This window comes from Bacillus nitroreducens (assembly GCF_964021195.1).
Genome location: NZ_CAXHYI020000003.1, coordinates 1,639,224 through 1,661,959 on the forward strand (window position 1 = coordinate 1,639,224; position 22,736 = coordinate 1,661,959).

16 protein-coding genes are annotated in these 22,736 nt (G+C 41.3%); all 16 read left to right on the forward strand.

The genetic code is table 11. From position 1 onward, the window contains the following. The first annotated feature begins 101 nt into the window (after positions 1-101). The gene (gene ebgA, locus ACWPVE_RS11655; protein WP_453993492.1) at positions 102-3,254 is read left to right on the forward strand and encodes a beta-galactosidase subunit alpha; all 3,153 of its coding nucleotides are present in this window, start codon (positions 102-104) and stop codon (positions 3,252-3,254) included. 156 nt (positions 3,255-3,410) lie between these two features. Continuing rightward, positions 3,411-4,607, forward strand: a complete 1,197-nt coding sequence (locus ACWPVE_RS11660) for a galactokinase (RefSeq protein WP_453993494.1) — start codon at positions 3,411-3,413, stop codon at positions 4,605-4,607. 26 nt (positions 4,608-4,633) lie between these two features. Beyond that, entirely contained in the window at positions 4,634-5,629 is a 996-nt protein-coding gene (gene galE / locus ACWPVE_RS11665; protein ID WP_453993496.1) for a UDP-glucose 4-epimerase GalE, read from the forward strand. Positions 5,630-5,634: 5 nt separating this feature from the next. Further along, entirely contained in the window at positions 5,635-7,122 is a 1,488-nt protein-coding gene (galT, locus tag ACWPVE_RS11670; RefSeq protein WP_453993498.1) for a UDP-glucose--hexose-1-phosphate uridylyltransferase, read from the forward strand. 12 nt (positions 7,123-7,134) lie between these two features. Further along, complete coding sequence (locus tag ACWPVE_RS11675; protein ID WP_453993500.1) at positions 7,135-8,169, forward strand: aldose epimerase family protein; 1,035 nt, start codon at positions 7,135-7,137, stop codon at positions 8,167-8,169. A gap of 700 nt (positions 8,170-8,869) precedes the next feature. Then, the gene (locus ACWPVE_RS11680) at positions 8,870-9,850 is read left to right on the forward strand and encodes a LacI family DNA-binding transcriptional regulator (protein ID WP_453993502.1); all 981 of its coding nucleotides are present in this window, start codon (positions 8,870-8,872) and stop codon (positions 9,848-9,850) included. 812 nt (positions 9,851-10,662) lie between these two features. Next, positions 10,663-11,007: a hypothetical protein gene (locus tag ACWPVE_RS11685; RefSeq protein WP_453993504.1), complete on the forward strand. Its 345-nt coding sequence runs from the start codon at positions 10,663-10,665 to the stop codon at positions 11,005-11,007. 494 nt (positions 11,008-11,501) lie between these two features. Beyond that, positions 11,502-16,112, forward strand: a complete 4,611-nt coding sequence (gene essC / locus ACWPVE_RS11690; protein WP_453993506.1) for a type VII secretion protein EssC — start codon at positions 11,502-11,504, stop codon at positions 16,110-16,112. Next, on the forward strand, positions 16,105-16,356 hold the full coding sequence (locus ACWPVE_RS11695) for a methyltransferase (protein WP_453993508.1): 252 nt from the start codon (positions 16,105-16,107) through the stop codon (positions 16,354-16,356). The genes essC and ACWPVE_RS11695 overlap by 8 nt, the downstream gene beginning before the upstream one ends. 424 nt (positions 16,357-16,780) lie before the next feature. Next, on the forward strand, positions 16,781-17,506 hold the full coding sequence (locus ACWPVE_RS11700; RefSeq protein ID WP_453993510.1) for a hypothetical protein: 726 nt from the start codon (positions 16,781-16,783) through the stop codon (positions 17,504-17,506). Between the two features lie 4 nt (positions 17,507-17,510). Next, positions 17,511-18,911: an Mbeg1-like protein gene (locus ACWPVE_RS11705; RefSeq protein ID WP_453993512.1), complete on the forward strand. Its 1,401-nt coding sequence runs from the start codon at positions 17,511-17,513 to the stop codon at positions 18,909-18,911. A 38-nt stretch (positions 18,912-18,949) separates the two neighbouring features. Then, on the forward strand, positions 18,950-19,141 hold the full coding sequence (locus ACWPVE_RS11710) for a hypothetical protein (RefSeq protein WP_453993514.1): 192 nt from the start codon (positions 18,950-18,952) through the stop codon (positions 19,139-19,141). A 98-nt stretch (positions 19,142-19,239) separates the two neighbouring features. Then, positions 19,240-19,542 carry a WXG100 family type VII secretion target gene (locus ACWPVE_RS11715; protein ID WP_453993516.1) on the forward strand — a complete coding sequence of 101 codons (303 nt, stop codon included), beginning with the start codon at positions 19,240-19,242 and terminating at the stop codon, positions 19,540-19,542. A 38-nt stretch (positions 19,543-19,580) separates the two neighbouring features. After that, positions 19,581-19,883, forward strand: a complete 303-nt coding sequence (locus tag ACWPVE_RS11720) for a pore-forming ESAT-6 family protein (protein WP_453993518.1) — start codon at positions 19,581-19,583, stop codon at positions 19,881-19,883. A gap of 228 nt (positions 19,884-20,111) precedes the next feature. Then, a complete protein-coding gene (locus ACWPVE_RS11725; protein WP_453993520.1) occupies positions 20,112-21,365 on the forward strand; it encodes a DUF6382 domain-containing protein in 1,254 nt (417 codons plus the stop codon). Positions 21,366-21,752: 387 nt separating this feature from the next. After that, positions 21,753-22,520 carry a PP2C family protein-serine/threonine phosphatase gene (locus ACWPVE_RS11730; protein WP_453993522.1) on the forward strand — a complete coding sequence of 256 codons (768 nt, stop codon included), beginning with the start codon at positions 21,753-21,755 and terminating at the stop codon, positions 22,518-22,520. Positions 22,521-22,736: the final 216 nt, after the last annotated feature.

Genomic DNA, 22,736 nt, shown 5'->3' on the forward strand with positions numbered 1-22,736 from the left:
AGGTGTGCGGTTTTGTGGGTCACAAGGACAGGTTCCTTGTGCCACTTTTTAAAAATACGGGGTGAGGGAACGATCCCTCAAAGCCCTTTGTGGAGGTCAAAATGGTACAACTTAGAGATTATGAGAATTTACAGGTACTTCAAAGGAATCGAGTGAAAGACCGTTCTTATTTTATGTCTTATCAGAGTGTAGAGGATGCACTTAGCTTTGATAGAGGTCGTGCACATGGATTTTTATTATTAAATGGTATGTGGAAATTTCATTATGCTGAGACTCCAGAACATGCTCCAAGCTCTTTTTATGAGGAAAACTATGATACTAGTGATTGGGATGAGTTACAAGTTCCTTCAAGCTGGCAGCTGCACGGGTATGGAAGACCGCACTATACAAATGTTCCCTATCCATTTCCAGTCAATCCACCTTATGTGCCTACTGAAAATCCAACTGGCTCCTATCGTCGGGATTTTTATGTAACCGATGACATGCTAAAAAACCTTGTGTTTCTACGTTTTGAAGGAGTAGATAGTGCATTTCATGTGTGGATCAACGGGAAGTTTGTTGGCTATAGTCAAGGAAGTCGCGTCGCGTCTGAATTTGATGTAACCGATTTTGTTCAAGAAGGTCAAAATACGATTGCGGTTCGAGTCTATCAATGGTCAGATGGAAGTTATATTGAAGACCAAGACATGTGGTGGTTAAGTGGTATTTTTCGAGATGTGTATTTACTGGCAAAACCGAAAGTACATACACATGACTTCTTTGTGAAAACACAATTGGATGACAAATACCAGGATGCGGATTTACAGATCGAATCTGTGTTTCATTCAACAACTACTAGTTCAAAAGATTACCAGTTAGAAATTCAGCTTTTTGATAAACACTTAAGTGAAGTGGAAGAAGCGAAACGACAAATCAAAATTCATGTAGATGGATCAAACGAAACTACTTTAGATACGAGTATCCGCGTAACCAATCCTTCAAAATGGACGGCTGAAACTCCTTATTTGTATACCTTACTGATGACGCTAAAAGATGATGAAGGAAATATTGTTGAGGTAATCCCGTCGAAAGTTGGATTTAGACAGGTTGAATTAAAGGATGGGTTAATCCAGGTGAATGGTGTACCTATTTTATTTAAAGGGGTAAACCGTCACGATCATCATCCAGATTTGGGGCGTGCTGTTCCACTTGATTGGATGATAAAAGACATTGAACTAATGAAACAGCATAATATTAACGCAGTCCGTTCAGCGCATTATCCGAATGATCCACGTTTTTACGATTTATGTGATGAGTATGGATTATATGTAATTGATGAAGCAGATCTGGAGTGTCATGGATTTGATAGAATCGGAAAACCTCATCAATTAGCGCAAGATCCAGAGTGGAAGGAAGCGTTTGTTGACCGAATGAAGAGAATGGTTGAACGAGATAAGAACCATCCATCAATTATCATTTGGTCATTAGGAAACGAATCTGGATATGGCGAAAACCATGTAGCGATGGCGAAATGGGCAAAACAAAAGGATCCAACAAGACTTGTGCATTACGAAGGGGAAACTCGTTTCATTATGACACAAGAGAATAACAATCCTACTCGTTTACACGAAGCGGCTGATATGTTCTCGACGATGTACACTCCGCAAGTCATTATGGAGAAATTAGGTCAACGAGATGATTTAGCTCAGCCACATATTTTATGTGAATTTGCTCATGCGATGGGGAATGGACCAGGTGGAATCAAAGAGTATTTTGATTTGTTCTATAAATATGATCGCCTTCAAGGTGCATTCGTATGGGAATGGCTTGACCATGGGATTCGTCAAACCACAGAAGATGGCGAAGAGTATTTTGCCTATGGTGGTGATTTTGGTGAGACGCCTCATGATGGCAACTTCGTAATTGATGGTCTTGTCATGCCAGACCGTACACCATCGCCAGCCTTATTAGAATATAAAAAGGTAATCGAACCTGTTCGAGTTGAAGAGGTTGATTTAAAAGCTGGTAAAGTTCGGATTCAGAATCTATATAACTTTACTACATTAGATCATTTAACCATCTCATGGACACTTGTTTCGGATGGAAACGTGTTAGATGGTGGAACGCTAGATATGCCTACGGTACACCCAGGCGAGTCGGTTGAACTTTCGGTTCCATTTACATTACCAAGCGTGATCAAAGCTAAGACCGATTACTGGCTTACCCTTCAATTTAATCAGGCGGCTGATACAAAATGGGCAAAAGCGGGTCATGAAGTGGCGTGGGCTCAATTTGAATTGCCAGTAAGCCAAAACATAGAAGTGAAAGAAAATCGAACCTATCGTCCTTTAGTTGTGGAGGATCAGGACCATAAACTTGTCGTGACTGGTGAGTCCTTCGAATATCGTTTCGATAAAATATACGGAGTCCTTGAGTCATGGGTGAACCAAGGTGTCGAAATGATCGAACGTGGTCCGGTGGTGAACGTTTGGAGAGCTCCAACGGATAATGACAAACTAGGTTTAGAAGAATTTAGCGTAAAAAAGGAAGAACCAGAGTGGAGACATTTTGGTTTGCATCACATGCAAACACACATTCATGCAGTTGAGGTTGAAGTATCACCAACTCATGATCAAGTAAAAGTTTTTGTGAAATCTCGCTTCGCTCCGCCAGTACATGCATGGGGCTTTGATGTAACCATGACATACACAATCTTGAAAAATGGAGCAATGAAGATTGAAGTTGATGGGAAAAAACAAGGTGAGTCATCGGATACATTACCTAAGATTGGCCTTCAACTGAAACTAAAGCAGGGGTTGAATCAAGTAGATTGGTATGGTCGAGGACCAGGAGAATCATACTCTGACAGCAAGTTAGCGAACCGTTTTGGTGTTTGGTCAAAGACGGTAGATGAGCTGCATACACCATATGTCGTGCCGCAAGAAAATGGAAATCGACATGAAACAAAGTGGGCTTCGCTAACAGACCTTTCAGGTGTTGGATTACTAGTAGTAGGCGAACCGAACTTTGATTTTAGCGCAAGCTATTATTCGACTGAAAAGCTTGAAAAAGCAAACCACACCTATGATTTAGTAAAAGATGATTTTATCACATTAAATGTTGATCACAAGCATCAAGGCCTCGGCTCAGCAAGTTGTGGACCAGGTGTTCTTGAGTACTATCAGTTAAAAAATGATGACTTCTCATTCGCAGTGAGCTTCCGTCCTTATTCAAAAAGAGAACACTCACCGATTGAACTAAGTAAATTAATGTAACAATTGAGCCTGTCTTTGATGACAGGCTCTTTTTATGGGGGTTAAGGTCTTTATTCTAACTTTATATATTTTTAGTAAAATTTAAGTAAAAGTAATTGACCTTTTTTACTTGCGCCTCTACAATGAAAATAGAAACCAAATGGGGGGAAAATCAGTATGGATCTCAACCAGCTTTCAGACCGATTTACAACAATATTTAACGAAACGGACTATCGTACTTTCTTTGCGCCTGGACGCATCAATCTGATTGGTGAGCATACCGACTACAATGGGGGGCATGTGTTCCCGGCTTCGATTACGAAAGGAACGTATGCGTTAGCGAGAAAGCGTGACGACGACAAAATAAGAATGTTCTCAATGAACTTTGAAGACCTTGGGGTGATTGAGTTCGACCTCCATCATCTTGACTACAACAAGGTTCACGATTGGGCGAATTATCCGAAGGGAATGCTTCGTTACCTCCGTGAAAAAGGCTATGATATTTCTACTGGTGTAGACGTGCTTTTTTACGGAAATATTCCGAATGGTGCGGGTTTGTCCTCATCAGCGTCAATCGAACTCGTCTCAGGTGTCATGTTTGATCATTTATTCGATCTAAAAATCGACCGGGTAGAACTTGTAAAAATTGGTCAACTTGTGGAAAATAAGTTTATTGGTGTCAACAGTGGCATCATGGACCAATTTGCAATTGGAATGGGTAAAAAAAATGCTGGAATTTTACTAGATTGTGATACATTAAAGTATGAATATGCTCCAATTGAGTTGGATGATCATCTTATTTTAATTATGAACACGAACAAGCGTCGTGAGCTTGCGGATTCTAAATACAATGAACGTCGCAGTGAGTGTGAACAGGCACTTTTGCACCTGCAAAAAGAGCTAGACGTTGAAGCGTTAGGGAATATCACAAGCGGCCAATTTGAACAACACAAGGATTTAATTGAAAATGAAACGTTACAAAAGCGTGCAAAACATGCTGTGTATGAAAATGAACGAACATTAGATGCACTCAAAGCTCTAAAGGCGGGTGACCTCAAAGAATTTGGACACCTGCTAAATGCGTCACATACTTCATTGCGCGATGATTATGAAGTGACAGGTAAAGAGCTCGACACACTAGTGGAAGCTGCTTGGGCCCAAGACGGTGTACTTGGTGCACGTATGACGGGTGCTGGCTTCGGGGGTTGTGCGATTGCCTTAATTGAAAAAGATAAAGCGGAAGCGATCATTAGCACAATCGGAAATATTTATGAAAACACCATCGGCTACCAAGCTTCTTTCTATGAAGTAAGTATTGGTGATGGCGCAAAAGAACTATTACGGGACACGGGGGCAGTGAATATGTCTCTTTAACCTAAAAAGAGGAGCGAAAAACGGATATGAGTATTTTAGTATTAGGTGGAGCGGGTTATATTGGCTCACATGCGGTTTATCAATTAATTGACGCAAACGAAGAGGTTGTAGTGGTAGACAATCTTCAAACAGGCCACAAAGAAGCGGTACACCCAAAGGCGAAGTTTTATCAAGGTGATATCCGTGACCGAGCATTTCTACAATCGGTATTTGAACAAGAAAACATCAGCGCGGTTATTCATTTTGCGGCGAATTCCCTTGTCGGTGAATCGATGGAAGATCCGTTAAAATACTATGACAACAACGTTTTTGGTACACAAGTTGTTCTTGAAACAATGAGAAACAACAACGTGAAATACATTGTATTTTCATCTACAGCCGCTACGTACGGCGAGCCAAAACAGGTGCCAATCACTGAAGATATGCCAACTGTTCCAACAAACACATACGGTGAAACGAAGCTAGCAATGGAAAAAATGATGAAGTGGTCTGAGATTGCTCACGACATTAAATTCGTATCACTAAGGTATTTTAACGTAGCAGGTGCACGAGCGACTGGTGAAATCGGCGAGGATCATAATCCAGAAACGCACTTAATCCCAGTTATATTACAAGTAGCACTCGGAAAAAGAGATTTTATCACAATCTTTGGTGAAGACTACGATACGCCTGATGGCACATGCATCCGTGACTATATCCATGTCGAAGATCTCATTGATGCACATATTTTAGCATTGAAATACTTACAAAACGGCGGTGAGAGCAATTATTTCAACCTCGGAAGTAACAGTGGTTTCTCTGTTAAGGAAATGGTCGAAGCGGCTAAAGAAGTAACGCAACGAGATATTCCTGTGAAAATTGGCGAGCGTCGTGCGGGAGACCCAAGCACACTTATTGCTTCATCTGGGAAAGCGAAGGACGTTCTCGGCTGGGAGCCAAAACGTAAATCTATCAATGAAATCATTAAGGATGCGTGGAACTGGCATGTAAACCACCCAAATGGGTATGAAAGCGAAAGGTGAGATACATGAATATTTACGATACAGTACAACAGTTAGCTGAGCAGGCTGTTCAGGCTGGACTTATCGAAAGGGAAGATAGGATCTATGTTCGCAATCAGGTTCTGTCTCTCCTCCATCTGGAGGATTTTCAACCATCTGAGCATGTCTCATCCGAAAAGGACATCCCAACTTTAGTTGAGGACCTGGTCGAATATGCCTGCGAACAAGGGGTTATTGAGCGTTATTTTGATGCGAAAGAAATTCTCGCAAGTATGATTATGAACACGATGATCCCATTGCCGTCAGCGGTCAGTCGTCATTTTTACCAATTACATCAGCAAGACCCTGTTGCAGCGACGAAGTATTTTTATGGATTAAGTAAAAATAGCAACTATATTCAAATGAAGCGAATTGAAAAAAACATTGAATACAAGGTTGAAACAACGTACGGTGATCTTGACATCACGATTAATTTGTCAAAGCCTGAAAAAGATCCGAAACAAATTGCGCTTGAAAAAGAGAGAAAAACAACGGGGGCGTCATATCCGAAATGTTTACTCTGTGTGGAAAATGAAGGGTATGCGGGGCGTATTGGTCATCCTGCTCGTTCCAATCACCGCATCATACCAGTGTCGCTTGAGGAAGAAACTTGGTATTTGCAGTATTCACCCTATGTCTACTATAATGAGCATTGCATTCTGCTTTGTGAAGAACATCGCGATATGAAAATTAGCAAGAAGACATTTGCACGACTACTTGGATTCGTTGAGCAGTTTCCACACTATTTTGTTGGTTCAAATGCCGACCTTCCGATTGTAGGTGGCTCGATTTTAACTCATGATCACTATCAGGGTGGAAACTATGACTTTGCGATGGCGAATGCAGCAGATGACATTACCTTCACTTGGAATCGTTATCATACAATCGAATGTTCAACTGTCAACTGGCCGATGTCTGTCATACGTCTACGAAGTGAGGACAAAGAGACCCTGGTGGAAGCAGGTGACCACATTTTACAAGCGTGGCGCAACTATAGTGACCCAGAAGTAGATATTCTCGCGTTCACTGGTGACACACCGCATAATACGATTACACCAATCGCTCGAAAACGAGACGGAAAATACGAACTTGATCTGGTGCTTCGAAACAACCGTACCAATGATAAGCACCCGCTCGGTATTTTCCATCCGCATGCCGATGTGCACCATATTAAAAAGGAAAACATTGGTCTAATCGAGGTAATGGGATTAGCGGTACTCCCAGCTCGACTCAAAGAAGAGTTGCATGAGGTTGAGGAGTATCTGATCGGTGAAGGAGACTCAGTTAACCCCATCCACCAAGCGTGGGCAGAAGAACTGAAGACCTACCAACCAACTAAAGAGAATGTTCATGAACTTGTTAAAAGTGAAGTTGGGAAAAAGTTCATGCGCGTGCTTGAAGATGCCGGTGTGTATAAACGAGATGAAGTGGGGCAAGTTGCTTTTAAAAGATTTATAGACTCTTTTACAGAATAGGAGATTATAAAAATGGAAATCAACACATATTCTTACGGAACATTTGACAATCAAAACGTACAAGCCTATACATTAAAAAATGACCAAGGGCTAAGCGTGACCTGCATTGATTATGGATGTATCATCACGGAAATCATCACGCCTGATCGTAATGGTGTATCAGAAAATGTTGTACTTGGATTTGATAATCTCGAAGGCTACTTGGCTGACACAACCTATCAAGGAGCGATTATCGGGCGTATTGCTGGTCGCATTCGTGCTGGTGAATTTACGTTAAACGGAAAAACCTATACACTTGACAAAAATGAAAATGGCAACTCTCTTCATGGTGGCGTGAAAGGATTCAATCATGTTGTGTGGGACTCTACGATTATTGAGGAAGAAAATCGTGTTGGCGTTGAGTTTAAATATGTCAGCAAAGATGGCGAGGGTGGCTACCCTGGAACTGTTGAAATGACTGTAACATACAGTCTAAACAACGAAAATGAATTTGTGATTTCAGCTAAAGGAATTCCAGACGAAGACACCATATTGAATCTCACAAACCATGCATACTTTAATCTATCTGGTGATGTGAAACGTGACATACTCGACCACGAACTTACGATTAAGAGCAGCCAATTTCTCGAGCTTGACCAGGAATTCCTGCCAACAGGCGAACTACTCAACGTCTCTGGAACGGTTTTTGATTTCCGAAATGGCCGAAAAATCGCTGACGGCGTAAACTCGGACGATCAACAAATTGCACTCGTCGGACAAGGCTATGACCATCCATTTTTACTAGACGAACAAGACATTGAGCTTTATGATGAAACATCAGGTCGTCATTTAAAAATAGAAACAAACCAATCGGCGATTGTAATATACACAAGCAACACCATGAAAGGATTTGACTTGCGTAGTGGTGAGGCTAACCCATACCAAGGAATTTGCCTAGAAACCCAAGCACCACCAAACGCCATCAACCACCCACACTTCCCATCCACTGTGGTTAAAAAAGGCGAAGCATACAACTGGCAAACCAAATACACATTCGGAACCAAATAAAACAGGGGGACGGTTCTCCTGTTTCATTTCAGTGAAATAAGAGTGAAACAAGGGGACGGTTCTCTTGTTTCATTTTCCGTGAAATGTGTGAATGCTAATTATAGTAGTGAACGGTGTAAATGTTGCACGCGATCACTTATGTAATTGGTTGTAGTTGCAAATAATTGGGTGAGAGCGCAAAAGTATCTCATGCTCGCGCAAAAAATTGGGTGAGCGCACAAAATCCGCTCTAGACGACGCAAATATCTAGGTGAGCGCGCAAAAGTCGCTCTAGACGACGCAAATATCTGGGTGAGCGCGCAAAAGTCGCTCTAGACGACGCAAATATCTGGGTGAGCGCGCAAAATCCGCTCTAGATGACGCAAATATCTAGGTGAGCGCGCAAAAGTCGCTCTAGACGACGCAAATATCTAGGTGAGCGCGCAAAATCCGCTCTAGACGACGTAAATATCTGGGTGAGGGTGCAAAATCCGCTCTAGACGACGCAAATATTTAGGTGAGCGCGCAAAAGCCACTCTAGACGACGCAAATAACTAGCTCAGAGCGCAAAAGTATCTCATGATCGCGCAAATAGACCAGTCGAAGGCGCAAACATCGCTCATGTTCACGCAACTAACTCAAATTGAGCCGTAAATAGAAACTGGACGGCTAAGGTACATGCGAAAACGCAAAACATATTCCAAGAGAAAGGAGATGAATCATGGCAACGATTAAGGATATAGCAGAAAAAGCGGGTGTCTCAATCGCAACGGTATCACGGGTTCTTAACTATGATTCCAGCTTATCGGTCGGCGACGGCACGAAAAAGAGAATATTTGAGATTGCTGAGGCGCTGTCGTATAAAAAACGATCCTCCAAAAAGTCTTCATCAGCACGGATCGGAATTCTTCTTTGGTACACAGAAAAAGAAGAACTTAATGACCTGTATTACATGTCGATTCGACTTGGAATTGAACAACGTTGTGAACAGCAAGGTATTCAGGTTGTTAATTTTTATAATAGCATCGAAAGTATGAAGCAGGAGGAGCTTCAGGGGATTATTGCCGTTGGGAAGTTTAGTACGAGTCAAGTGGAAGAACTCTCTAACATGGCCGAGCACCTCGTGTTTGTCGATTCAAACCCTGATGAGGATACCTACGATGCGGTTGTGGTTGACTTCGAAAAAGTGACCCGAACCGCACTGAAGCATTTTATCGAGAATGGTCACACGAATATTGGCTATCTTGGTGGTCGCGAGGAATTTAAGGACCATTCTTCGGAAATTGAAGAGATTCGCGAAAAAACATTTAAAACGTATCTTTCAGAAGCAAATCTACTAGATGAAAGTAACTTATATATAGGAAGCTTTACGGTTGAGGATGGATATAAGTTGATGAAGCAAGCGATCCAAGATAAAGGTGACAACTTGCCTACAGCTTTCTTTGCGGCGAACGATCTTATTGCAATTGGTGCTCTAAGGGCATTAAATGAAGAGAAAATAGCTGTCCCTGGTCAAGTAAGCTTGATTGGTGTCAATGATATCAGTGTGTCCAAATATGTCTTCCCGCCCCTATCAACGGTAAAAGTTCATACTGAAGTCATGGGTGAAACTGCTGTTGATACAATATTAGAACGGATGAATGGAAGACAAATCGCGAAAAAAATAGTCATTACAACTAAATTAGTTATCCGAGAAACCTAGTCTCCAGCGACTAGGTTTTTTGTCATTTCTTTTTCAACTAACGGACAGTAAGGCGTATCTTCAAAATAAAATACACTTGTCTCTAAAGGTCCTAATGGGCAAAGACCAGGAAAGTTACTTTCTGTGGAAAGTGTAACCTTTACTGTTTGGAATGAAGATTCCACCTTCTAGAGAAAATCTCTCACTATTTTAGTAGGAAAGATAGATTACAAAAATACCCGAGTGGTAGCGAAAAACTGAAAAATAATAGTAGAATTCTCTTATCGATTCATAAAACACTAACGGCTTTCACCCCCATGCTAACCTCTAATTTTTCCAACCACTCCCACTTCTGTTACAAATCAATTACTTTACATCCAGTTGACTCACCTAATTATAAAAGCGTTTACAAATTAATTGAGCCATCTAAAACCTTGTCAAGTTACAATTTTGTTACAAGAGTGAATAATAAAAGGTCTAATTACCTACGAATTGTAATAAAGGGATTTAAGAGACTTGAATTCAAGATATTATATCGTGAAATATCGGTATTCTTCTGTTTTGTGATGTATGTCAAGGTACTAGGGAGATAGTACACCTTAGGTAGTAACCATGTCTGATAGAATCGAAATTTTGTAGAAATTTGTAGAATAAATAAGTCTTTCGTATGTATTTTAAATCATTTTGAATATTTTGTAAAAATTGACCTAAACAACAATATCAAGTAGTTTTTTAGTAGATATTTGGAAAATATGTGAACGAAGCTTGAAAATATAGCCCTGATAAATAGGGCTTAACCTATATATTTTTTTATGATAAGCGGGTGAACTTGAATGGGAATAAATGTTTCAGCGGCTATTTCGCAAGCAAATCGATTGCGTGACTATGCATCACAGCTTAGAAGTTTAAAAAGCACACTAAATGGGGTTAATGGAAATATCAATACCGCCTGGAAGGCGACAGAGGTTCAGTATATTAACCAAGCAATTGCGGAGATCAATCGGGAATTGAATACAATTGCTTCAAAACTTGATTCGATTGCACCAGATATTATCCAGGTTGCCAATCAAATCAAGCGTGAAGAGGAAGCAGCTGCACGTGCTGAAGCTGAGGCGAGACGAAAGGCTGAAGAGGAAGCGCGAAAAAGAGCAGACGCAAGAGCTCCTCATTTGCGTTGATTTGAGAGGACGGTAGGTTCTACTTGTAAAGAGTTGTTGTTATTATGAAGCACGGTCTCAAGGACAGTTCAATTCGAATCTTTTTATAAAATGTCTACGACAAAGCAATCCAGGAGAGTCGCGTTAAAAAATGCCCTGATAAGGCGTCTCATCGACAATTCAATGTAATTCTCCCTCTGAAATGTCTTGATGAAGCATCTCAAGGTTACTTCAAGGTAATTCGCCCTTCTGGATTGTCTTTGACGAAGTATTTCAAAGACAACTGGAGTTAATCCGCCTTTTAAAATGTCTTCGATATAGCGTCTTAAAAACGATTCAAAGCTTTTTACCTGCTGTTGTGTCTATGACAAACCCACCCCAGCGACATGTCGATTTCGCCGCCCTAATGTAATGACGCTGATGCCATATTACCAAGGTAGAACACGGCCACTACCACTTGTTAGAAAACGCAATTCGTTTATGTACGTTGCTTATTTAGTAAGGAGAGATTTATTTTGATATTAACTCTATTTGATCGGGAAAAGGCTTTTACATATGTGTTACCAGAGCGGGTGACGGGTCGTTATATTTTAACCTCTGAGGATACGAACGGTGAGCCGCGAAATCTGATGGCGATTGAGGCAGAAGAAGGCAAGTGGTATTTAAAATCCAATAAATCTGCCTTTCTATTAGATGACAAGCAGGAAATACTGGTTAAACAAAAAATTGAAACATTTAAAACGTATACGATTTCCCGTAACAATGACGCTTCTGCCCTTCTATATGTGGAGCCAGCAACGAACGATCGAAATGAGTATACGAAGCATGAGGTAACGGGAAGTAGCATCAGGATTGGCCGTGGGAATGACAGTCACATTCGTTTCGCGAATAAGCTCGTATCGAGCTCTCACTGTGTCATTCAGTATGATGCAAATGGACATGCGATTATCCGTGACAATAACAGTTCGAACGGCACATATGTTAACGGGGAACGTGTCCAGGAAAAAGTCCTTTCAACTGGTGATGTCATTTACATCATGGGGTTGAAAATTATCTACAACGGTAAGTTACTATCCTTGAATAATCCACACCAATTAGTGTTTTTAGACCGAAATGCGTTTCGTCCGTTTGAGGTGCAAAAGCCGATCATTGAAGACGAAGAACCACTCGATGACTTTCAAACGGAAGAAAAAAATGATGATCTCTTTTATCGTTCACCACGTTTTAAACGCGATATCAAGAGAACGGAAATCCGTATTGACCCACCACCACAGAAGCCAAATATTGATGAAACTCCATTAATGTACATACTTGGACCATCGATCACAATGGGGATGGCTTCATTGTTCACTGGGCTTTTCACACTTAACAATGTCATGGCACGAGGCGGGGACATCATGTACGCCATGCCAACCTTAATGATGTCATTAAGTATGTTAGTTGGTACTGTCCTTTGGCCGATTTTAACGAAGCGTCATGAGAAGAAGCAGAGAATTAAGCTTGAAGGCAAACGTCAAGAGAAATACTCGAAATATATTGAAGAAATGGCAGTGGTGATTGAAGAGGAGTGTCAACGACAAAGTGAAATCCTTCATGAAAATCATGTGGCCCTGCAAAATCTAATCTCAAGAATAACGATGCGAAAAAGAAACCTGTGGGAGCGTGGGATTGGACAGAACGATTTCCTGAAAGTCCGTCTCGGCCTTGGTGATTTACCGCTGAATGCAGAACTGAAGTACCCTGAGAAAAAATTCACACTAGAGGACGACAATCTCCAGGATGAGCTTTATAAATTAGTCGAGAGACCCCACATTTTAAAACAGGTTCCTGTGACGCTAAGCTTTGTTGAGGAGTTTGTCAGCGGTGTGATTGGGCGCCGTAGTCGCGTTCAGGATTTTGTAAAGGGACTTATATTTCAATTAACTGCCCTTCATAGTTATGACGAGTTAAAGCTTGTGTTCCTCTACGATAAAAATGAGGAAGAGTATTGGAAGTTTACAAAATGGCTTCCACATGTGTGGGATGAGGCGAAGCAAATTCGCTTTATCGCAACAGATGAGACAGAGGTAAAAGAGCTGTCTTCCTATTTTGAAAAAGAAATTTCGTACCGCGCTAGCCTTGATGAGGATCAGATAAAGGATCTTGACCAGCATTATTTGATTTTCTCGATGAGTAAGTCGCTTGCATCAAGGGCAGAGATGATGAACCTCCTCTTAGAAGAGAAAGAGAACATCGGAATTAGCCTTGTTACTTTATACGATGAGCTCAAAAACTTACCGAAGGAATGTACGATGGTGGTTGAGCTTGGGGATGACATGTCCAAGATATTCGACAAGGATGACATTTCAGGCTCATATACAGCATTCGATGCGGAATATTATGAGCGTGATGATGCAGAAGAGGTTGCGATTCGCTTGGCGAACATACAGCTTGCTTCTTCTGTAGAGGCCTACACATTGCCAGATATGGTGACGTTCCTTGAAATGTTTGGCGTCAGTAAAATTGAGCATTTGAATGCCCTCACACGGTGGAAGGAAAACAATCCTGTTCATTCGATTGAAACTCCAATTGGGGTCGACACGATGGGGGAACTGTTTAAGTTAGACCTTCATGAAAAATACCATGGGCCACACGGATTGATTGCGGGTATGACAGGGTCTGGTAAGTCTGAATTTATTATGACATTCATTTTATCGCTTGCAGTAAACTATCACCCAGATGAGGTTGCGTTTATTTTAATCGACTATAAGGGTGGTGGAATGGCGAATGCCTTCTTGAATCTACCACATCTAGCAGGTACGATTACAAACCTGGATGGTGCAGCTGTGAAGCGTTCATTAGTCTCCATTCAAAGTGAGCTGAAGCGTCGTCAGTCGATTTTCAGTGAGACGAGTCGACGTATGAATGTGAGTAATATTGACATTTATAAGTATCAAAAATTATATCGCGAAGGGCAAGTATCAGAGCCATTGCAACATTTGTTTATGATTTCAGATGAGTTCGCCGAGCTGAAAACCCAGCAACCAGAATTCATGGAGCAGTTAGTTAGTGCGGCACGTATCGGTCGAAGCTTGGGTGTTCACTTGATTCTAGCGACACAGAAACCGTCTGGTGTCGTGGACGACCAAATTTGGAGTAACTCGAAATTCCGAATCAGTCTGAAGGTACAGGAAAAAGCGGACAGTATGGAGGTCATCAAGCGACCAGATGCTGCTGAACTTTCGCAAACAGGTCGATTTTACTTGCAGGTTGGGTATAACGAGTTGTTCGAGCTTGGTCAGTCAGCATGGGCAGGGGCCCCGTATTATCCAGCTGATAAAGTGGAAAAACATGTGGATGAAAGCATCAGCGTGATTGATCACTTAGGTCGAGTCATCAAGAGTGCGAAGATTGATCGTAGAACGATGGTTCAACATCCACCAAAACAAATTGATGAAGTAACAAAGTACTTGGAAACTCTAGCAAAACAGGAAAATATCTCAGTCAAGCAACTATGGCTTGAACCGATTCCTGAAAAAATATATTTAGATCAGTTAGCTGAAAAATATCCAGGTGAGACAACAACTCGTTTTGAGTTAAATCCGATCATCGGGGAATTTGACGATCCAGCGAACCAACGCCAACATGTTATGAGACTACCAATCACTCAGGATGGCAATACTATCATCTATGGGGTAGCGGGTAGTGGAAAGACGACATTCATTGCGTCATTAATATATTCCTTGATGGAATCTCATACACCTGATGAACTACATGCCTATTTATTAGATTTTAGCTCGGAGACATTAAGTTGGTTCCGCGAAGCACCACATATTGGAGATGTATTGTTATCCCACGATAGTGAAAAGATTGATAATCTCTTTAAAATGCTAAACAGCGAGATTGAGAGCCGTAAAAAGCAGCTAGCTAATTATGGCGGTGATTTGCAGACATACAACCGTCTGTCAGAGGATGGTTTGCCATCCATTGTCATTGTGATTCACAACTATGCTGCCTTTTCAGAAATGTATGAGACACAAGAAGAGGCCATTTCGTACCTCACTCGTGAAGGCACGAAATACGGGATTTATTTTATCGTGACAGCTGCTCATACGGGTGCCATACGCTACCGCTTGATGCAAAATTTCAAGCAGTTATATGTATTGCAGCTTAATGATACTTCCGAATATTCAGCCGTGCTTGGAAATGTCGACGGTGTCTTCCCATCGAAGCATAAAGGTCGAGGTATATTCAAGGCAGATGAAGTATATGAGTTCCAGGTCGCTCTCATTACTGAGGGTGTGGAGGATATGTATCAATACATCACGGACTACTGTCGACGTCTTCGTGACAATTGGGGCAAGAGTGCTGCGAAACGAATTCCAGTACTACCTGAAAAGGTCGACATTGATTATTTGAGAGATGAAGTCCAATTCAATAAGACTCATAAACTTCCAGTCGGGGTTGAAAAGGAGTCTTTAGCTGTTACGTATTTTGACTTCGCCCAATCACCTGCGAATCTCGTATTAGCTAGTAGCAGTGAAGTATCCGCAGGTGTGATGCAGGGATTATCAGAAATCGTTCATCAGAATGAAAAAAATGAAATGATCGTGCTTGATCCGAATGAGGAACTGATTGAAGTCGGTGGAAAGTATGTGTCGAGTGCAGTAGATATCGAGGAGACCATTGTATACCTATTTAATACATTAGTGTTCCGACACAATACAACAAAGGATGCGATTGAAGAGGGAGCGACACCGCCAGTGTTCGAACCAATCTACTGTATCGTTCATTCCTTTAATGACATGATGATGCTGTTATCAGAAGATGGCCAGGATAAGTTGAAGGTATTCCTAGAACGCATCGACGGACTCAATGTGTATATGATCATCTCGGACCGTGCCGATGCACTGAACTCCGTCGCGTTTGAGCCTTGGTTTAAAAAGCAAGTCTCTCTAAGCGATGGCATCTGGGTTGGAAACAGCATTACCGATCAATTTTTACTAAAAGTTTCAAAAGTCACAAACAGCATGTATCAAGATATTCCAGAAGACTTCGGGTACGTGCTAACAAGAGGAAAACCAAAATTAGTCAAGTTACTGACAGGTTCCGCAGTTCGTAAAGAGGAGGCAGTCTATCATGGATAAAGTGCTAGTTGAAGTGTTCATTCCAGCTTCTGGCAAATCCTACGACGTCTTCATCCCAGTTGGGAGCAAGCTTTACGAAGTAACGTATTTGCTTGCAAACACCATGACAGAGCTTTCGGTCGGCTCGTTCATCGCAACAGACACCACGGTAGTGTGCGACCGAGAAACGGGTACGATCTACGACATTAACCAAACAGTGGAAGAACTAGGATTTATGAATGGGAAAAAATTAATGTTGGTTTAGGATTTGGGTAGGATTTGACCTAGTTTAGGTCACGATTTTTTTTAGTTGAAGCACAATACATCAAGGTTAGGGAACAATTCCTGGATGTTAGGTCACAAATAATTAGAAATAGGGCACAACCCCTGGACATACCCTGACGAAATGTGGGTATGTCCCATATGAACAGATTTGAGTCCCAAATATGAAAGAATATGTCCCATAAATCTGTATCTGTGTCCCATATATTCAATCGAATGTCCCATAAAATCAAAAGATTGTCCTATATCTCAATACAAAGCCTAACCCGAGTCGGAATTTTTACCATCAAGACCCGCAACCGAGTTAGAAAGTCATTTTTACATAAGGAAGGTGCCAAATGAGGTTACAAAAGAGGGTAGTGTTATTCCTTCTTCTATCCATTCTCATAATAGGAGGAACAGGGTGCATGAGTTCAAGTGATGCGAGTACAGAAGAGAAAGCCATTCAGTATTTAGAAGAGAAGTATGATAAAGAATTTGAGGCAATGTGGTCAAAAGAGGGAAGTAAACTTTTTCAAGATTTATATGGCGGTGACTTAGTAACGGTTCATCCGAAAGGCGAGAAAAATGTTGTATTTTCCGTAAAAGAAGGTAACGAAGAGGGCGATTTGATTGATAATTACATCCCTGCAAAATGGGGAAATGAGTTACATCAAAAGCTTGAGGATGATATCGCGAAGGAACTTCCAGAGGGAACTCTTTTCAAGGTGAATCTATCTGTTGGTAATGACCGTTTTGATGACTCAATGGCGAATATGTCGGTTGATGAGTATTTAAGTCAACACAAGGATGCACGAGTTGATCTCATAGCAGGCGTAAAAACGTCTGCTGCTCCCAATGTTGAACAATATCAAGAAGGAATATACAACCTTTTCCATTTAATAAAAAACGTAGGGGTAAGTCACTATACGATATCAGTTGGATTTGTTGATGAATCCGAAGATATATCAGAATACATTCAAACCTCATTCGTAAACAATCTTCCTTGGTCCAATTTAAAAGGAAAAGTTTACGGCGAAGTGAATGTGGATGAACGGCTGGATCCAGAAAATCCGAGTGATCTAGTGGACCCGAGCGTTATTTTACATAGTCCCTCAAATGTAATTGAGAACTATGAAGCTTTTGAGGAGTGATCACATGTCTCTTTCTGAGCTAACTGATGAAGAAAAATATATCTTGTTGCAACTATCGTATTTAGATCTCCCTAGTGGGGTACGTCCAAGTGAAAAAAAGCCAGAGTCCTTTGAAAGCCTTGTGGATAAAATTGGTGATTTGCACTTAGAGGGTGCTGCATTGGATAAATTCAACGCCATTAAAGAGTTTAAGGATAGTACTCGATTCGATTCCTCTGCTCTTAAAGAGGTGAAGTTAGTTGGTTATCAAAATAACAATCCTAATGGTGGAAATACAGGTGGGGATTCATACTCTGGTTTTGTAGGATATGCCTTTACTGATAAAAATGGAAACGGCACTGCTGTATATAGAGGTAGTGAAGATTTTACTGATGTCGGTCATATTGCTACCGACTGGGTGTCCAACGTAGAGGCTGGTATTGGGATTACCATTCAACAACAAAGAGAAGCGAATGAATTTTACGAAAAATATATCAAAGGTTTAGATGGAGAACAGTATGTATTCGGCCATTCCAAAGGAGGAAACCTAGCAGAATACGTACTTGTCAATAATCTCGAGGATGAAAAATTGACCTCTTATGTAGTAAATGGGGCTCCTTTGTATTATTGGACCCTGACAAAGGAACAAAGAGATGCATTGCAAGATCGGAATACCTTTATTGTTCACGAGGGTGACTTCGTTTCATCCCTCGGGTACGCACCTTACGTAGATAAAACGGTTAAATTAAACAAAACCGACGAAGGTCTGATGTATGCACATGGTCTAGAAAGTGTGGATTTTACTCCAGGTGGAGATTTTACACATGCATCTGATGGTGCATCTCTCGTACGCGATATTGCGAATCCAATTGCTGGAGTGATTAGTCTAGCGGCTTCACTCCATCCCAAAGTGTTAGTTTATAGGGCAGCAGCGGCGATTCGGGACGCCACTTTATACATCCTAGAGGCTGCAGCTAGAGGACTTGAAAAAGCAGTGAACTGGGTGAAGGACCAAGCAACGAAATTCATTGGAAAAGTAAAAGAATTAACTCAGCAAGTGAAGAACGAAATTAATAAATTTATCACGAGTGTAGCAACGAAAGCAGGCATGTTTTTTGTAAAGGTAGTAGGAAAGCTCAGTGGCTATTTTCCAGTCGAACCATACCTAAAAGTAAATGTCGACAGACTTCACTATTATGCGCAAAGACTTGAAAGCATCAAACGCCGAGTTAACGCACTAAATAGTCAGATTGATTCCCTCTATTGGGAGGTTGACCTGTTAGACATGCGCCATGTGTTAAAAGCTGATATCCTGACATCTTTTTCATTCAGGCTCAATCAGAACATTCACTACTTAAATACAACTGCCAGATTGCTAGAGTCAAACGAAAGAAAGCTTGTGGGGCAAGCAAGGATCATTCGATAGTGATGGAAAAAGGTCTAGATAACTAAAGGAGGTACCCCATGAAACCTCATGTTAGACGAAAAATTAATAACATTATTTATGAAATCAACGCTATTTCAAGGGAACTGGATGAGATCTCTAATGGACTCAATCGAGAGTTCAAGGGAATTGGCTCAACTAAAAGTGCATCAAGCCTTCAGAGTGCGGCTGACAAATACCGTAGAGTTGGCCATGACTTGAGAAGAATCTAATTTAGTGAGACTGCTAGATTTCTAGAGGAAATCCATAGTTCTCCTGGTAAATCCCAGGTTAACTCATATACATTTCATTTTAAGGAGGTGAAAAAACAATGGCACGTTCAATTACAGTTGATCCAGCGAAATTAGACACTGCTGCTACTCGTATTGACCAACAAGCTGCTGACTACGAGAGACTTTACAAGGCTCTTTACACAGAGGTTGAAGGTATGGGGGCTGCGTGGCAAGGAACTGATAATATGGCATATGTTTCTCAAATCAAGGGCTTCATGGATGACTTCCAAAAAATGACGAACTTGATGAGACAATACTCCGAATTCTTAAAGCTAAGCTCAAAAACATACCGTGAAACACAAAGCGAGGTTGTAAACCAAGCACGTCGCTTAACGAACTAATTTACTTACCTACTAATCTAGTAAAGGAGGTGCTTTCGATGGCAGTAGATGGAATTAAAATTACTCTCGGTGAGGTTAGTAAAACCGCAGGGCAAATCCGTAACCTAAACCAACAGCTTTCGACTGCATTAGAAGACATTAAGAAGGAAATGAACGGCCTATCCGCTACATGGAATTCTGATGCTTCTAATACAATTCGAGGAAACTTCAATGCGTTGGCTCCGCGCTTTGAGGAATATCGCCAAGTTATCGATAGCTACGCGAAATTCTTAGATAACACAGTGACAAACTACAACGCTGCAGAAACACAAATTAACAACAACGCTAGCGCATTTAAATAATCCATGAGGAGGGCAATTGGCCTTGTGCAGTTGTCCTCATCATATTTTTTCATGTTCATTTCGGTTAGGATTGGACGCTGACTGAATAAAGTTTAGCCTCTGGCAAATGTCACAGATTTTTCGTACGTAAGAACAAAGATTTACTTTTTATGGCCAATGTCTTTGTGCCTGAAAAATCTCGACGCCATTTCGCCAAGGAGGATTTGATAGAAATGGGAGTGCAAGAAAATGATAAAACATGTTGATTTACATATTGAAAACTATGGTGTTTCGAAATTTATCTTTTACAAGGTGCCACCTGAGCTCCGTGTTGATTTTACAGAAGCTGATAAGCTTCAGAACAACAAGGTTTCAGGACTTTTGCCATGCGTTGTGATCAACAAGGGTGATGAGGCTTATTTTCGATATGACATAGTATCTGAGGTGACCCTATCTCAGCAGACAACGATTCCGCTTACAAAGGGAAAGCTCCATCACATACTTACCAATATCGTTGAAATATTGATTGAATCGGAGCGCTTTGGATTAAATGTGAACAACTTTGTTTTTGATTTGAACTACATCTATATTGATAATTTTTCAAACAGATTAATCCTACTGTACATGCCCATTAAAAATAATATTTTTGAAAAGGTATCAATTCGGGAATTTTTCACCAGTTTCTTACACTCTCACGCCTATGATGAAAATGATGACCTACCTTATTTTGTGAGGCTACATAATTATTTTGCGACAACAGAAGAAATCAATTTATATGCGCTCCAAAAAAAGCTGAACGAGCTGTTGTTGAACAAGCCAACTTCACCTCAGGAATTCGCAAGATTACCCATTGAAGACGAGGAACCTCAGACACCGAATTACTATAGTCCAGGCACCGAGGTTAAAGCTTCTTCTGAAAACGGCGTGATTACATCTGAATATAGCAGCAAAAAGGTAGATAAAAAGTCAAACAAAAAGCTTGAAATTGAAGAAGAGGTCCAGTACAAACGGGTCACACGCACGGAACTCGGTGAAGGGAATCCTCTCTTTGCAGGAGGGGCATCGATCAACATTAAACCTAACATGGAAAATCCAATAACTTTTGACACGGAGGATTCTGAGGAGGAAGAGGGAACAACGGTGCTTACTGCTTATAAGGAACCTGAAGAGGAAGAAGGTACAACGGCATTGGGAGTGGGCACTCGTTTCCAGCACCAGCCATTTCTGCTTACTTCCAGTCAAGAAAAAATTGTTGTCTCGAAAAACGTCTTTAAAATTGGCCGTGATCCACAGCAAACCGATTATACGTCAAAAAATAAAGTAGTAGGGCGTGTCCATGCGGAACTGATAACGGAAAACGGGGAATATTTTATCGTTGACCAAAAATCAAGAAACGGCAGCTATGTAAATGGCGTCAAGCTTGTTCCTAAAAACAAAGTAAAAATCAAACACGAAGACAAAATCAAATTAGCGAACGAAGAATTTGTCTTCCGTCTTTTCTAATGGTTCAGCAACAGGCGCCATCGGCTCTTTGGTCTAAGCCAATTCTTTCAGAAGGTAAAAATCACCTTCTGTCAGGACTAGTCTTAAGCTTTTACTTGCAAAGGATAAGGAAGGCTTCGAGAGCATAAGCATCGCACGAAGAAAATGCTAAGCATTTTCGAGGATGTGCTGACATCGACGTTGCCACAGGACGTGGCGAAGTTAGTCGATGTTCCGTTCCAAGGCGCCTTACGCATTTCTAAATTGTCTAGCTCCAGGCGCCATCGGCTCTTTGGTCTAAGCCAATCCCTTCTGAAGGCAAAAATCACCTTCTGTCAGGTCTTGTCTTATGCTTGTCGCCGATAAGCGGGCGCCTTACGCATTTCTATTAAAAGTTGAGGTGAAAATATGGCGTTCATACATGCATATCATACGGACGTTGGAATTAAAAAGAAGACAAATCAGGATGCCATGCTCGTTAAAACAGCAAAAACACCAGAAGGATATGTTGGGTTGTTCGTTGTTTGTGACGGAATGGGTGGCCTCGATCACGGGGAGCTGGCAAGTGCCACGGTTGTTCGTGGGCTTTCTGATTGGTTCGAAACGGAGCTGCCAGATCTCCTTCATTCGGAACAGCAGGATGAGGACATCCGCACAGCACTCGAACGCTGTATGAGGGAGCAAAATGAAAAAATCCTAGACTATGGTAATGATACAGATAGTCAAGTCGGAACAACAGTAACAGCTCTCCTAATCATCCATTCGCAGTACTATCTCGTCCATATCGGTGATAGTCGTGCGTATCAAATCCAGCAGCAGGTTACGAGGTTGACGGAAGACCAAACCCTGGTCGCACGTGAAGTAGCGCGCGGAAATATAACGCCAGAGCAAGCCTTAAAAGATCCACGCCGCAATGTGCTTTTACAATGTGTAGGGGCAACGAAAGAGTTAGACGTCGTCATCCACACTGGCGAAACGCAAGCGGGTACAGTGTTCCTGCTTTGTACGGATGGTTTTTACCATAAAATCACTGAAGATGAATTGCTTGAAGAACTTCGTCCGAATCCATATTTAAACGAAAAGCAATTAAAATACAAGGCGATTAAACTAGTTGATACTGTAAAGGAACGAAAAGAAGTCGACAACATCTCACTCGTCCTTGCCCATGTAGTGTGAATGGCGTGCGCTAGTGACTTTGTGTTTCGGAACGAATTTAGTCTTCGGTGTCTAGCGCAAGCAGCCAGCCTCTCTGGTTTAGCTAATCTGTCAAGAAGGATAACATACATCCTTCTAGCCAGCTTTACTTATGCTTATCGGACTTGCACCGGATAAGGAAGAGGTTGAGAGCATAAGCATAGTATTTTCAAGGAAGTGCTGACGTCTACGTTTGCC